Annotated in this window: 14 protein-coding genes and 1 tRNA gene; 9 read left to right on the top strand and 6 right to left on the bottom strand. The window is 61.5% G+C overall.

The window, feature by feature from the left end:
* The first annotated feature begins 142 nt into the window (after positions 1 to 142).
* Positions 143 to 601 carry a GatB/YqeY domain-containing protein gene (locus tag AC13C7_RS05950; protein ID WP_446169863.1) on the top strand — a complete coding sequence of 153 codons (459 nt, stop codon included), beginning with the start codon at positions 143 to 145 and terminating at the stop codon, positions 599 to 601.
* A 510-nt stretch (positions 602 to 1,111) separates the two neighbouring features.
* Here AC13C7_RS05950 and AC13C7_RS05945 read toward each other — a convergent pair.
* The 3 genes from AC13C7_RS05945 to AC13C7_RS05935 all read right to left on the bottom strand — a co-directional run bounded on the left by AC13C7_RS05945 (position 1,112) and on the right by AC13C7_RS05935 (position 4,339).
* Complete coding sequence (locus tag AC13C7_RS05945) at positions 1,112 to 1,558, bottom strand: DUF2244 domain-containing protein (protein WP_482866884.1); 447 nt, start codon at positions 1,556 to 1,558, stop codon at positions 1,112 to 1,114.
* 86 nt (positions 1,559 to 1,644) lie between these two features.
* On the bottom strand, positions 1,645 to 3,318 hold the full coding sequence (locus AC13C7_RS05940) for a cytochrome c oxidase subunit I (protein ID WP_172319847.1): 1,674 nt from the start codon (positions 3,316 to 3,318) through the stop codon (positions 1,645 to 1,647).
* 220 nt (positions 3,319 to 3,538) lie between these two features.
* A complete protein-coding gene (locus AC13C7_RS05935; RefSeq protein WP_482866883.1) occupies positions 3,539 to 4,339 on the bottom strand; it encodes a class I SAM-dependent methyltransferase in 801 nt (266 codons plus the stop codon).
* Between the two features lie 126 nt (positions 4,340 to 4,465).
* On the opposite strand from AC13C7_RS05935, the gene AC13C7_RS05930 reads away from it, so the two are divergent.
* A complete protein-coding gene (locus AC13C7_RS05930; RefSeq protein WP_482866882.1) occupies positions 4,466 to 5,164 on the top strand; it encodes a winged helix-turn-helix transcriptional regulator in 699 nt (232 codons plus the stop codon).
* A gap of 13 nt (positions 5,165 to 5,177) precedes the next feature.
* Here the strand turns inward: AC13C7_RS05930 and AC13C7_RS05925 are convergent, their stop codons facing one another.
* The gene (locus tag AC13C7_RS05925; protein WP_482866881.1) at positions 5,178 to 5,360 is read right to left on the bottom strand and encodes an ETRAMP family protein; all 183 of its coding nucleotides are present in this window, start codon (positions 5,358 to 5,360) and stop codon (positions 5,178 to 5,180) included.
* Between the two features lie 249 nt (positions 5,361 to 5,609).
* On the bottom strand, positions 5,610 to 6,302 hold the full coding sequence (gene lipB, locus AC13C7_RS05920) for a lipoyl(octanoyl) transferase LipB (RefSeq protein ID WP_482866880.1): 693 nt from the start codon (positions 6,300 to 6,302) through the stop codon (positions 5,610 to 5,612).
* Between the two features lie 330 nt (positions 6,303 to 6,632).
* Here lipB and AC13C7_RS05915 point away from each other — a divergent pair, with 330 nt between their 5' ends.
* Both AC13C7_RS05915 and AC13C7_RS05910 read left to right on the top strand, forming a co-directional pair.
* Positions 6,633 to 7,274 carry a peptidoglycan-binding domain-containing protein gene (locus AC13C7_RS05915; RefSeq protein ID WP_446117708.1) on the top strand — a complete coding sequence of 214 codons (642 nt, stop codon included), beginning with the start codon at positions 6,633 to 6,635 and terminating at the stop codon, positions 7,272 to 7,274.
* 148 nt (positions 7,275 to 7,422) lie between these two features.
* A tRNA-Leu gene (locus AC13C7_RS05910) sits at positions 7,423 to 7,509 on the top strand.
* Between the two features lie 94 nt (positions 7,510 to 7,603).
* Here the strand turns inward: AC13C7_RS05910 and AC13C7_RS05905 are convergent.
* Complete coding sequence (locus tag AC13C7_RS05905; RefSeq protein WP_482866879.1) at positions 7,604 to 8,212, bottom strand: hypothetical protein; 609 nt, start codon at positions 8,210 to 8,212, stop codon at positions 7,604 to 7,606.
* A gap of 245 nt (positions 8,213 to 8,457) precedes the next feature.
* Here AC13C7_RS05905 and AC13C7_RS05900 point away from each other — a divergent pair, with 245 nt between their 5' ends.
* The 5 genes from AC13C7_RS05900 (at position 8,458) to AC13C7_RS05880 (ending at position 14,100) form a co-directional block, all read left to right on the top strand.
* Positions 8,458 to 8,886 (top strand): thermonuclease family protein, encoded by a 429-nt coding sequence (locus AC13C7_RS05900; RefSeq protein WP_482866878.1) that lies wholly within the window; start codon positions 8,458 to 8,460, stop codon positions 8,884 to 8,886.
* Positions 8,887 to 9,806: 920 nt separating this feature from the next.
* A complete protein-coding gene (locus AC13C7_RS05895) occupies positions 9,807 to 10,484 on the top strand; it encodes a vWA domain-containing protein (RefSeq protein WP_482866877.1) in 678 nt (225 codons plus the stop codon).
* Between the two features lie 4 nt (positions 10,485 to 10,488).
* Complete coding sequence (locus AC13C7_RS05890) at positions 10,489 to 11,235, top strand: PP2C family serine/threonine-protein phosphatase (RefSeq protein WP_482866876.1); 747 nt, start codon at positions 10,489 to 10,491, stop codon at positions 11,233 to 11,235.
* Between the two features lie 2 nt (positions 11,236 to 11,237).
* Positions 11,238 to 13,442 (top strand): topoisomerase DNA-binding C4 zinc finger domain-containing protein, encoded by a 2,205-nt coding sequence (locus tag AC13C7_RS05885; protein ID WP_482866875.1) that lies wholly within the window; start codon positions 11,238 to 11,240, stop codon positions 13,440 to 13,442.
* 460 nt (positions 13,443 to 13,902) lie between these two features.
* A complete protein-coding gene (locus AC13C7_RS05880; protein ID WP_482866874.1) occupies positions 13,903 to 14,100 on the top strand; it encodes a pilus assembly protein in 198 nt (65 codons plus the stop codon).
* Positions 14,101 to 14,379: the final 279 nt, after the last annotated feature.

Raw genomic sequence — 14,379 nt, 5'->3', positions numbered from 1 at the left:
GCGCGACTCCATATGTGGCGGGGCAAAATCCGGCGCAACCTAAGGGGGGCAGGGGGCGGGGTCAAGCGGGGCCGCGACGGGTTGTTGCAGGCCGCCGCATCCCTTATGTTCAGGGGCTGTTGCATAGCCAGGGACAAGCGAAATGCCACTGAGGGAACGGATCAACGAGGGCCTGAAAACGGCGATGCGGGAGAAGGACGCCACGCGCCTCTCGACCCTGCGCCTGATCAGCGCCGCCATCAAGGATCAGGACATCAACGCGCGCGCCAAGGGCAATTCCGAGGGTGTCAGCGAGGCCGAGGTGCTGGCGATCCTGGGCAAGATGGTCAAGCAGCGCCAGGAAAGCGCCCGCGCCTATGAGGAAGGCGGGCGGCTGGAACTGGCCGAGAAGGAGCGCGAGGAAATCGCGGTGATCGAGGATTACCTGCCGCGCCAGTTGAGCGAGGAGGAGGTCGCTAGGGCGGTCGATGATGCGATCGCGGCGACGGGCGCCGACAGCATCCGCGATATGGGGCGCGTCATGGGCGTGCTGAAGTCGAAACATACCGGCCAGATGGATTTCGGCGCGGTCGGCCCGCGGGTGCGCGAACGTCTGTCCTGACGGGGAATACGGCGCGTCAACGCGCCGCGCGGGGCCGGGCGTCGACGCCCGGCAGCCCCCGGTCGGGTTTCGGTGCTCATATCGGGAACGGGGGGCCGGGGTGTTGCGCGATCTGCGCCCCTCCTGACCCATGCGGAATTAGAGATTGGCGGGCCCGCCAAAAGGGCCGCGCGTCATCAAGGTCTTGGTGCGATATCTGGGGAAGGCCCCGCCTTGGCCCGTGTCAGGGGCTGTCTTCGGCTGGTGACCCGACCTCATGAAACGCTGCGGGCGAGGGGCAGGGAGGCGCCCCCCGTATCCGCGTTCGGTATACCGGGGACCGGGTATAGCGCGGTTTGACTAAGGATCGGTTAACGGCAGAGTTTTTTGGACTCACGCATCTTCTTTGTTCTAGAAATAACCTGGGGGGGGTCGCCATTGTTGCGCCATTGGTCCGAGCTACAATGGCGACGGGGCTGGCCCCCCGACCGGTCGGATTGCGAAGCAATTCGAAGCCATTGCAGGCGGACCCTACCGGTTCGGAAAAATCTCCCGCTCCAAGAGCGCGTGCAAGTCGCGCCGCTCGAAGGGGGCCAGGAAGGCGCCGATCTCGACCTCGCGGCCCTCGGCCTTCATCGACACGTAATCGGGCACTTTCCCGCCCTCGGGAATGCGCCTGACGCGGACCCAGTAGGGGTTGGCCTCCCAGACCTGGGGGGGCTTGCGCGGGGCGTTATGGGCAAGCCGCATCCAGCCGTCCCAGATCACCAGTTCCTCGTGCAGTTCCATATCCGACCAGGAGCGTTTCAGCCCCCACCAGATCGCGGCGATGGCGATGAGGACAAAGGGCAGCACACCCCACAGGACCGAGCGCCCCAGGACCGCGATGAGCGGCAGCGCCATCAGCCCCGCGGTCAGCCCGATGAACCAGACGAAGCCCGGCGGGGTCAGGGATTTGTGCGGGCGGAGTGTCAGCACCAGGCGGGGCGTGCCGTGCTCTTCATGAAAAAGGGCCCCGAAATCCTCCGGGGCCCCCTTTGCGTATCTGGTGGTTTCGACCGGCATCAGTGGTGGGGTTGCCTGTCCCACATCTCCTGGGTCGGAAGCTCCTCGAAGGTGTGCTCGGGCGGCGGGTTGGGCAGCAGCCATTCCAGCGTCTCCGCGTGCTCGCCCCAATAGGCGTTCTCCTCGATCTTGCGGCCCGCGAAGATGGTGTAGAACACGATCCCGATGAACAGCAGGAAGGATGCGAAGGCGATGAAAGCCCCGATGGAGGACCACCAGTTCCACAGCGCGAAGGCGTCCGGGTAGTCGATATAGCGGCGCGGCATGCCCTGGCGGCCCAGGAAATGCTGCGGGAAGAAGGTGATGTTGGTGCCGATGAAGAACAGCCAGAAATGCACCTTGCCCCAGAATTCCGGGTACTGGCGACCGGACATCTTGCCGATCCAGTAATAGGTGCCCGCGAAGATGCAGAACACCGCGCCAAGCGACATCACATAGTGGAAATGGGCCACCACGTAATAGGTGTCGTGATAGGCCCGGTCGATGCCCGCCTGCGCCAGCACGATGCCGGTCACGCCGCCGACGGTGAAGACGAACAGGAACCCGATGGCGAAGAGCATGGGCGTCTTGAAGGTGATCGAGCCCTGCCACATCGTCGCGATCCAGGAGAAGATCTTGATGCCCGTGGGCACGGCGATGACCATGGTTGCGACCATGAAATAGGCCTGCTGGTTCAGCGTCATGCCGACCGTGTACATGTGGTGCGCCCACACGACGAAGCCGAGCGCGCCGATCGCGACCATGGCGTAGACCATCGGCAGGTAGCCGAAGATCGGCTTTTTCGAGAAGGTCGCGATGACGTGGCTGATGATGCCGAAGCCCGGCACGATGATCATGTAGACCTCGGGATGGCCGAAGAACCACAACAGGTGCTGATAGAGGACCGGATCGCCGCCATTGGCGGGCGTGAAGAAGCCGGTGTTGAAGTTGCGGTCGGTCAGCAGCATCGTGATCGCGCCCGCCAGAACCGGCAAGCTCAGCAGGATCAGCCAGGCGGTGATGAAGATCGACCACGGAAAGAGCGGCGTCTTGTGCAGGGTCATGCCCGGTGCGCGCATGTTGAGGAAGGTGGTGATGATGTTGATCGCGCCGAGGATCGAGGAGGCGCCCGAGACGTGCACCGCGAAGATCGCGAAATCCATCGACACGCCGGCCTCACGCGTGGAAAGCGGCGCGTAGAGCACCCAGCCCACGCCCGAGCCGAGCTGGCCGTTGCCGCCCGGTGCCAGCATGGATACGACGCCGAGCGAGACCCCGGCGACATACATCCAGTAGCTGAGGTTGTTGAGACGCGGGAAGGCCATGTCGGGCGCGCCGATCATCAGCGGCATGAAATAGTTGCCAAAGCCGCCAAAGAGCGCGGGAATCACCACGAAGAACATCATCAAGATGCCGTGATAGGTAATCATCACGTTCCAAAGATGCCCGTTGGGGGAACAATCCTCGGCCCCGATGCCGCCCAGGAACCGCGCGCCTTCGGCGCACATGTACTGCACGCCGGGCTCCATCAGCTCCATGCGCATATAGACCGTAAACGCCACCGAAATCAGGCCGACAAAGCCCGCGGTGAACAGATAGAGGATCCCGATATCCTTGTGGTTGGTCGACATGAACCAGCGGGTGAAGAAGCTCCGCTCGTCGTGGTCGTGTCCGGTGGTGGCAGCGTCAGCCATGGCCGTCTCCTGTTTCGCAACGCGCGCCGAAATCCGTGGTAAACGGCCACGCGCGCTCAATTCCCTTGGACCTGTTCTAGTTTGGGGATGGGGTCCGTGCAATGCGTTAGCGCCACGATATGTGGGAAAAATTGCCTCATGCACGGCCCTTAGCGGCGCATCGGCGCAACCGGGTGGCGACTGCGTGGGCCGGGGGGGCCGGTTCAGGTTGCGGGCCGGGTCAGGTGCGGACGCCCCGGATGACAAGGGCGGGGCGGGGAATGGCGAGGCCAAGCTCGGTCTCGTAGGCGCGGTGAAACGCCTCGAAGGCGGCGCGGAAGGCGGGTTTGCGGTCGTCGGGCAGGGCGGCGTGGGTTGCGGCGACGGGGCCGAAGCCGGTAACATATTCGTGCCAGACCGTCTCGACATCTGGCGCGTAGAGTGTCGTCTCTTGGGCGCGGGCCTCGATGCGGAATGTGCCGCCGAACGCCAGTTGCAACCAGTCGGGGCGCCCCCAGTCGAAGGGCGAGGCGGGCGGCGGCGGCGCGTCCGACCACTCACCCAGCAACCCGAAGAACCCCGCGATATAGCCCTCGGGCGCGTCGGCCCATGTCGCCAGCGCCAGCCGCCCGCCGGGGCGCGTGACGCGGGCAAGCTCGGCGATGGCCTTCTGTGGATCGGCGCAGAAGATGATGCCGTAGGTCGAGATCACGCCGTCGAAACTGGCGTCCTCAAAGGGCAGCGCCTCGGCGGCGGCCTTTTGGAATTGCGGGCGCGGCGTGATGCCCTCGGACAGGGTCTTCGCCGCCGCGATCATGCCGGGGGCGATGTCGATGCCGGTGACGCGCGCGCCGCGCCACGCGGCAAGGCGGGCCGCCCATCCGGTGCCGGTGCCGATATCGAGGATGTGCGCGCCCGCGCGCGGCCAAAGCGCCTGGACCGTGTGCGCGATGGTGTCGGCCAGCCCGAAGGAGATGCCGTCATAGGCGGTGCCGGGCTGGCCCCACATCCGGGCCTCGGGGCTTTGCGTGTCGGTTGTCATCAGGGCCTCCCGCTTTGCGTTCGACCCAAGAATACCACCCCGTCCGGCGCGCGGGATACTCCACGATCTGGAGTATTCCGGGCGGCGCCGATGCGGTATGATCGGGGGCAACCGGAGGCGCGAGAGATGAAAAGCTACGGCCAGTTCTGCCCGATCGCCAAGGCCGCCGAGATCTTCTGCGAGCGCTGGACCGCGCTGGTCATCCGCAACCTTGGCGCCGGGGCCGAGCGGTTCAGCGACATCCATCGCGGCGTGCCGCATATGTCGGCAACGCTGCTGACCCGGCGGCTGCGCCAGTTGGAGGCCGAGGGGCTTGTCACGCGGCGGCGCAATGCGACCGGGCGCGCCTGGACCTATCACCTGAGCGCGGCGGGGGCCGAGTTCCTGCCGCTGGTCGGCGCGCTGGGCATCTGGGGGCGGCGCTGGACCCGGCGCGAATTGCAGGAGGGCGAGCTTGACCTTGGATTGCTGATCTGGGGGCTGGAATACTCGGTCGACCCGGCGGCTTTCGGGCCGGAGCGGCGGGTATTGCGCCTGGAGGTGACGGACCAGCCGCAGCACAAGCGGTTCTACTGGTTCCTCTGCGAGGCTGGAAAGCTGGAGCTCTGCGTGTCCGATCCCGGTGGCGAGACCGACCTCTACCTGCGCGCCACGCTGGCCGATCTGATCCGGGTCTATCGCGGTGATGTGACGCTGGTGGCGGCCATGGGCGATGGGCGACTGGAAGTGGATGGCGCGCCGAAGCTGCAGCGGCGGCTGGCGCGCTGGTTCAATTTCGATGCGATGGCGAAGACAGCCCCGGCGGAGGTCGGTCGGGCGGGGTAGGCGGCCCGTCCCGTTATTCGATGAGGGGCGTGTCGGCAGGCGGCGGGGCGGTCAAGGCGGCGCTGTCGGGCGGGCTGACGTCATAAAGCGCGATACCCACGGCCCCCACGACCAGCGCGGCCAATCCCACCAGGGCGATGAGGATGATGCGGGTTTCCATCTTGTTGTCCCGTTCGATCTGCGCCTCGAAATCCAAACCTTGCCGTCCCTTTCCAAACCAGCGCCCCCGGCGCGACGCGGGGGCTTTCGGGCAGCCTGCCCCAAGAAGATTGACCATTCCTTACCCGGCGGGGCGAAACAGTCGAAAATTTTCGCCATATTTGGGATAATGTCGGAAAACCGTTGTTTTTCGGTTCCCTGCCGTGCCCCGTCAACCGCGAATGGGGCGCTTTTCGAGGTCAATCATGGCAAGAAAAAGGCAACGCGCCGCCTGTCTGCGAAACAATCAGTTTTCCGCCGGGGCGGGGCGTGGACGGCGGGGGATTTCCGCCGAGCCGAAGACCTGCGTAAAGGTTTTCTGCAAGGCCAGGTCGACATCGTCCAGCGTCACCGGCAGGCCGAGATCAACGAGCGAAGTGACGCCATGGTCCGATATGCCGCACGGAACGATGCCGTCGAAATGGCTCAGATCAGGCTCCACATTGATCGAAAGGCCATGATAGCTGACCCATTTGGTGATCCGCACGCCGAGCGCCGCGATCTTGTCCTCGCGCGGCTCGCCCGTCACCAGCGGCGCTTTCTCGGGCCGCGTGACCCAGACGCCGACCCGGCCTTCGCGCTTCTCGCCGGTGACGTTGAACTCGGCCAGCGTCGTGATCACCCAATCCTCCATCTGCGCCACGAAGCGCCGCACGTCGCGCCCGCGCGCCCCCACATCCAGCAAAACGTAAGCCACCCGCTGCCCCGGCCCGTGATAGGTATATTGCCCGCCGCGCCGCGTGGCGTGGACCTCGAAGCGGTCGGGATCGGTCAGGTCGGCGGGCTTGGCCGAGGTTCCGGCGGTGTAGAGGGGGGGATGTTCGAGAAGCCAGATCGCCTCCTCGGCCTCGCCGCGCGCGATGGCGGCGGCGCGTTCCTCCATCCAGGTGACGGCTTGCGCGTAGGGGACGGGTGCGTCCGAGCGAATCCAGTTGACCATCAGCTCATCCGGGCATCAGCCCGGCCTCCTTTGCCTCTGCCTCCCGCGATGGCATCGGCAAGCCGCAAGATCAACCCCGCCCATCGGTGGACAAGACCGCAGTATACGCGGCATGATGGTCCTTGACCAATAGGCCGGCGGTGCGAATCGCCCCCGTGAGCGTCAAGGCCCCGCGCCGCAATCGGTTCACAACCGCGCGATCAGGGGACACATCCGCGTTGGAATGCGCAGGATTTCCGCCGATAGTGCGGGTAATTCATACTTTTGATTGAACCGGAACATGCTAAACTGCGACCAATCATCGAGACCAGCGTAATTGGAGGACCAATCATGATCTTTAAGGCCTTGACCACCGCGACCTTTGCCGTCGCCCTTGCAACCTTTCCCGCCGAGGATGCGCAGGCCGATGCGGGCGATGTCGTCGGCGGCCTGATCGTCGGCGGCCTGATCGGCGCGGCGATCGCCAATGGCAACAATGCCGGCAACCGCACCGTGGTGACGCGCCCCTCGGGCAATACCAGCACCTATACCCCTATCCCGGCCACCCAGATGGGCCGCGATACGCAGACCGCGCTGAACTATTTCGGCTTCAACGCCGGGGCCGTTGATGGCCAGATCGGCGGCAACACCCGCGCCGCGATCGAGCGCTACCAGGCGACCATGGGCTATCCCGTCAACGGGCGTCAGTATCCGTCCTACCAGTATGACGAGCTGATGCAGGCCTATTACTGGGGTCTGAACGGCGGTTCGGCGCAGACCGGGCTTTATGGCCAGCCGCTCCTGATGGCCTATCGCTCGGCCCAGACGGCGGCACCCGCGCCGCAGGTCGTGACCACGCCGGCCGCGCCCGTGCAGCAGCCGCAGCCGACCGTGGTGGCCGCGCCCCCGGCGCAGACCGTCATCGTCTCGCCCCCGACCGCCGCCGCGATCACCCCGGTGACGCCGGTGACCCCGGTGCAGGACAACAAGTAACACCTTCTTCGGGTGACAGATCGGGGCCGCGCCTGAGCCAGGGCGCGGCCCTTTTTCCTGGGCGGCGGGCCGGGACGAAATCGGTGCAGAATCCCCCTTCACATCCGCGGATCACGAGGGTACAAGCCCGCCACCTACCTGATCACGTGCGGTCGTGGCGGAATTGGTAGACGCGCAGCGTTGAGGTCGCTGTGGGGTAACTCCCGTGGAAGTTCGAGTCTTCTCGACCGCACCAATTAAATCCATATAGTTGAAATATATCAAAGGCTTGCACGTATCTGGGCGGCCTTCATCCCCCTCTACGTCCCCCTAAGGCGCTGCGTAGGATGCTAGATTTCCAGCTCCAGGCCAAACCTCTGGCGGAATCCGGCAAGGCATCTGGCAACGTGCGCATCGTGTTCTAAGGCGAGTCTATAGAACGTGGCGTGATGCATCCCGCTTGGCCTGCCTTCTGCGCCGTTGAGAATGCCGGGTTCCCATCCAAGCTTTCGTCGAATGCGCTCTGCGCGTCTTGCCGCCCGGTCGGAAGCATCCTCACGCTGAGAAGGATAGGCCAGGCCGTGACACTGGCGACAAGCAAAGATAGCGCCGCCATAGAGTAGGGCGCATCGCCTGCCGCACCCGCGCGCTGGGCAGAGAAACCATTGCCGCGCGCCGCCCAGGTTGCAGCCGGTGGAAACGATTGGCACCGGGTATTCTTCGCTTTGCCAATCTTGGTCCGGGCGCTTGTGCCGGTAGCTGAGAACAACGCGACCTTCCTCTGCCTGCGCGTCTATCTGTCCGGTCTGCTTTCCATCGACCGACCATTGCCATTGAAAGCGCCTGCCGGGTTCAAGCAATCCGTCGCGCGCCCAGCGTCTCACGTCGATTGCGCGGAAATTGGTTGTCGTCTGTCTCGTCCCGAACCGCCAACGGTTGCCGCTACCTATCCCGCCCATGTCGTGCCTCCGATTTTGCCGAAATCATTTGGGAAGTTTTCAGTTTTTCTGGGCCGCCAACTTGGAAGCCATGAATTGTTGGCCCAAGCATAAAGCCTCTCGTTCCGACCCCTGTTTCGTGGCTACTAAGTCGCTACAGCCTCCGGTCATGCGCGCGGCCACAATTGATGTTGACCGACCGCGCTTCCACTCGCCAGACTACCGACTAAAGTTGACACGAGGTCGCATTCGCGTGAGGGCACCGGATGCTCGATTTGGAAGGGGTGTTCTTGATGTTCCTACGCGCGGTGTGTTTGGTCATTATGGTCTCAAGTCCTGCTTACGCAATCGAGATTTGCGGGTCTGGTGCTAGAATAAACTGCATCGTCGATGGTGATACATTTTGGCTCGACGGCGAGAAGATTCGCGCGGTCGGCTATGATACGCCTGAGCCAACGACAAATATCTGCGGCGGCGCTTTTGAGCGCCAATTAGCCAATCAAGCATCGCAACGGCTGCTACAGCTTTTCAATGAAACCGAGATATCTGTTCAGCGTGATGGTCAAGACAGATATGGTCGGACTTTGGCGATGGTCTATTCTGATGGCGTTGATATAGGGGATATTTTGGTCTCTGAAGGATTGGCTCGATATTGGCCAGACGGATGTGAGTTCTGGTGTGGGAATTGCCCTTAGACAGGGGACGTTGTTTTTCCATCCCGGCTGAACGGCGGTCGCAGCTTCATGAAGTGTCCTTCGATTGAACCATAGGCAGGCCGTCTACCCTCGCTCGTGCCTATGGCTAGATGTATATGTGTCCTGTTTTGTGTGCCGCGAACTTTCAGGAATCCGGCCTTTGCGTCACAATTTTCAGGACGCTTCGCCCCGAAACAGACGCGGATGTTCGCGAAGTGTCACAACCATTGTGACGGTCTGTCCTGTTTTTTGTGCGGGGCTTCTGTTTTTCCCGCCACCGCATGAACGCTCTTCGCGCGGAAATCGGTTGTCGTTTGCCTTGCTCCGAACCGCCAACGGTTGCCGCTACCTATCCCGCCCATCTGTCGATGTCCCATGTCCGCAGAGGGGCTGAATGCCGTCATCTGGCGGCTTAGCTCGCGCCACTTGGGTCACGTCCCAAAGCCCGGTTTCGCACAGGTGTCGTGTGTTAGCTGCAGAACAGTGGCGCAGCGCGAACGTCTTACCGATTCCCCATATTGTGGATGCGTGCGAAGGGCTATCCCCGCCGGTCCCGGCCCTCGGGCTGCCAGGGATTGCGCTACCCCCTACCGTCACTTGCCGGTGAGAGTGCATCAAGGCTTGGCCGTTGGCGCATTCGGGTACATTTCCCAAATGATTTCGGCAAAATCGGAGGCACGACATGGGCGGGGAGCGGTCGTTCGCGGCGCAAGTCATGAACGACGGCAATGCGCAGTAGCGCTAGCTCTGCAAGTCGGTCCGCTGACCATGATGAACTAGCGCAACCGGCGCTTGGCCGCCCTTGACGATGTATCTTGCCAAGGGCAGGTTCAAGGCAAGGTCACAAAGCTGCTGCAACTTCGCAGAAACCCCTAGAATCGAAGTAATTTGGGCGATGGGGCGCAGAGGGAGAGAACACCATGGACGAATTCGACCAACAGCCATTCAGCGATGCGGAATTCGCGGAGAACCCGGAGCAGCGTTGCCCGGTAATCCTGCTACTGGACACGTCTTATTCTATGAGCGGTGCGCCTATCTCGGAACTGAACGACGGGCTTGCGACCTTGCGCGCAGAACTCATGAATGATCCCATGGCCGCAAAGCGCGTGGAATTGGCGATGGTCACCTTCGGCCCCGTGGAGATCAAGTCAGACTTCGCTACTGTGGATCATTTCTATCCGGAAACGCTGGTGGCTGATAATGCAACGCCCATGGGCGCGGCGGTTGTTACCGGGCTCGACATGCTCCGCCAACGCAAGGACCGCTACCGCGAGAATGGCGTCAAGTATTACCGCCCGTGGGTGTTCCTCATTACCGATGGTGCTCCAACTGACAGTTGGCAGGAAGCAAAACAGCGCGTGCATCAAGGCGAAGAACGCAAGGAGTTCATGTTCTATGCCGTGGGCGTGGAACAAGCGGACATGAATGTACTTGGCCAGATCGCCACGCGCCAGCCTCTCAAGCTGAAAGGGCTGGCGTTCAAAGAGCTGTTCCAGTGGTTGTCCAGTTCGCTCAGTGCCGTCTCGCAGTCCAACCCCGGCGATGCTGTTCCTCTCGACAACCCGACCGCCCCAGATGGCTGGGCTGTAGCAGGTTGACCCTGTGACGTGGCGGTGGGCGTCCGCGTCCGTAATCGGGACGTCACATATTCAGAAAGGTGACAGGCTGCAAGATGCCTACGCTGTTGCCGAATTCGGTAATGGCGGCATCCTCGCCGTGGTTTCGGATGGCGCGGGAAGCGCAGAATTTGGCGCATATGGCGCTTGGCTGACTTGTCGGTTCCTTTTGGTTCGATTCCGGGAATGGGTTCGCGCTAACCCAGACCTGCCGACCGATGAGGAATTGGCGGACTGGATAGATGAACTTCGGGACCGAATATCGGCAATAGCAACGCAGCGGGAATCCACGCCCCGACAGTTCGCCGCGACGCTGGCAATAATCGTTGTGACGCCGGATGAAGCTGTAACGTTGCATATCGGCGATAGCGCCGTTGTGGGCCGAAAGGGCACGGAATGGGATGTGCTGTGCTGGCCTGAAAATGGCGAGTATGCGTCTACCACCTACTTTGTGACTGATGACCCCGAACCGCGCCTGAACATCAGCCGACACCAACGCGAACACGACGCGTTCGCTTTGTTCTCCGATGGTGTGGGCGATTTGGCGTTGTCGTATCTGGAACAGAACGCGCACGCCAGGTTCTTCGATCCCATGTTTCGCCCAGTGGACTCCGCACCGGGCAATGGACGGCTCATCGAGCTATCGGCGAAGCTGGCCACTTACCTCGCCGGACCATTGGTGTGCGAACGCACCGATGATGACAAGACGCTCATCCTCATTTCCGGAGGTTGACCATGCAAGAAATCGTCATCGGAAAGAATCGGTTTTCGGTTGCTGAATTGGTCGGCAAGGGCGGCGAAGGCAAGGTCTTCGCGATCAAAGGCCGCTCTGGGCAGGCTGTCAAAATCTACAACGCCAGCTTGCGCGCCGAACGTGAAGGCAAAGTGCGAGCAATGGTGGGCGAAGGGCTCGCCGCCAAAACCAATCTTGTTGCCTACCCCGGTGAGGTGGTGACCGACCGTCGCGGCAACTTCCTGGGCTTTGTCATGCGGCTTGTGTCGGGCTATCGCCCGCTGCACGAGCTATACAGCCCAAAGTCTCGCCAGCGCCATTTCCCGAAGTCGGATTACCGATTCATTGTCCGTGCTGCGTTGAACGTTGCCCGCGCCGTTGGGAAGGTGCACCAGACGGGATGCGTCATAGGCGATCTGAACCATTCAGGTGTTTTGATCGCGCAGGATGCAACTATTGCCCTAATCGACGCGGATAGCTTTCAATTCAGCCTGAACGGCGAGCTTTATCCATGTGTCGTTGGGGTTCTAGAATTCACGCCGCCTGAGTTGCACGGGAAGAACCTTGCATCCGTTCAGCGCACCATAGAGCACGACAATTTCGGTTTAGCGGTTGCGATCTTTCACCTTCTGTTCATGGGACGACACCCCTACGCTGGGCGCTACGAGGGACCGGATATCTCCATGGGTGAAGCTATAGCCCAGAATCGTTTTGCCTTTTCACTCACCCGACAAGCGGCAACACAGACAACCCCACCACCCGGTGCATTAACCCTCGACATGTTCCCGGATACTGTCTCCGGTGCCTTCGAGAGCGCATTCGGACCGTCACCGGGTGCCCGTCCGAGTGCGCTGGACTGGATTCACACCCTCAACGCGCTGGAAGGCTCACTGAACCAGTGTAGCAGGGCCAAGACACACTACTACCCCAGCGCCGCCGGTGGGTGTGTCTGGTGCAATCTGACCACCAACAGTAGCTATGATATGTTCCCCGACTTGACGGCCACGGAACTGGATTTCCCGAGCGATGCACGCGGCACGGAACAGGCAATCCGGGAGATTCTGGCGTTTCAGATTCCAGCCCTGACGCAGATACTTCCCACGGCAAGCGCCCCAGCCGGAGCTAGTTTAGGCCTGAGGCAAGCGCAAGCGAGAGAGAAATTGCAAAGCCAAGCGCGGGTGATGGGATCCTTAATGATCGCCGCAGCGGTTATTGGCGGGTTTATTGCTGGTGGCGCGATCCATCCAGCGTTCTTTCTATTGGTTCCGGCTGGAATGTTCCTCGGCCCATCATTTCTTCCCCACATCAACCAAGTCGATCGTTCAACATACACCACAGCATTTAAGGATGCCGATGAACGAGTGCAGCGCGCGTTGAACGCCTTTATTCACAGCAACGGCATGAGCGAGGTTGTGAGGGTGTATGGCGATCTGGACGCCGCAATCACCGCCTACAAAGGCCATGACGACGCGCTCGCCCGCGAATTCATGGTGATGAAGTCCAATAGGGAATCGCGCCAGCGACAGGCCTATCTTGACCGTTTCTCCGTCCTGCTTGCGAATATCTCCGGTATTGGACCGGCGAAGACGGCAATGTTGGTTTCATTTGGAATCGAGACCGCCGCCGATGTGAACCGTTCCAGTGTGCAGCGAGTGCCGGGGTTCGGGGACGTCATGACCGGCAAGCTGGTGGCATGGCGACGCGGGCTTGAGTCCCGGTTCAAGTATGACCGGACGCCAAACACTCAGGACGTTGCCGATGAAGAAGCATTGCGGAGGCGGTTCGCAGCAGAAAAGGCAAAGCTGGAATCCACGATCCGCAACGGGCTGGGCACCCTGAGAAATGCCAAGGCCCGACTGGATGCGCTTCCCGACAAAGCCCGAAGCGACAGAGGACTGACCAACGCGCTGGCAACCCGAGCGCAAGCCGAACAGGACTTGCGTGTGTTGGGTGCATCGGTTCCAGCCTCCACCGTGGCGCTGACAGTCGCGTCACCACTGCAAGCAGTGCCACAACCACCAAGAATAGCCCGCGCTACCACACCTACGCCGATACCTTCGCGTGTGACAGCAACTTCAGGCACACCAAGCTGTCCGCGTTGTGGTGCCTCAATGGTACGCAGGACAGCGCGACGGGGTCGGAACGCAGGCGGGCGATTCTGGGGTTGTTCGCAGTATCCTCGTTGTACGGGTACGCGGAACATCTGAAGTGATCTTACACTACTTGTTCGCGAGGAAGCTAACTACAGGAGCAGACCCTAGGAGTGTATGGCTCAAAACGGTGGCTCCATGCCCACTGCATCCACTATGTTGGGTAAAGGTAGGTGCTGATCTGAGTGTCGCGTTCGGATGTAGAACGGTCATTCACCCTGCTTTCCGTTAATGTCTGGTGAGGGCCGAGACTGACGGGCGGCCAAGACAAACCGGAGCTCCACCCACAGCGCTGCGGCAAGTCCGCTTCGGGCCGATATCTGCCCTCGGTGTATAACGCAGCGTGGCCCTATCTCTGTTTCCAGATCCACAATTATCCAATATTTTGTTTCCAAGTTTCACCTGAAATTTGTCATCAATTGCCCACTCTTACCCCATTTCTGCCTTAGTTCGACGCGATTGTTTCCAGGTCTGCTCGGGGATGCTGCCACATCCCCTAAAACCTGGAGGATCTGCCATGCGTGCTGCCGCTCGCCTGAAGTCGTTTGCCTTGTCGGAATCCGGTGCTATCACCGTCGATTGGGTAGTCCTGACCGCCGCTCTCGTCGGCCTGGGACTTGCCGTGACCAATATTGTTGGTACCGGTCTGTCCGACCTGTCCAATGAGATCAGGGTCCAACTGGAACGCGACCACATAAGCTCAGGCTTCAATTGACCCTCGAATCGGTCCAATAGTCGCCCTGTCACGTTGATAGCACGCCTGCGGAAAAAGGGCGCGGATGTCACAGGTTTTCCTGATTTTCGTTCAGATCCCTCATTACTCATCGGACAAGCACAGACCAGTGGAGCCAGTTCAGAGGTGGCGCGGCAAATCTGAACAGTTGAGTTAGGTGGATTTTCCGCTCCTGATCCGGCAGCGTTGCCGAGACGAAGGAGCGAAGATGACCAAACGACCCAGACGGAACCACAGCCCTGCATTCAAGGCGAAGGTCGC

It is taken from the genome of Alterinioella sp. B-7, assembly GCF_056857775.1.
The sequence above is the reverse complement of the archived record's forward strand: the minus strand, read 5'-3'. Positions and strand labels throughout refer to the sequence as shown.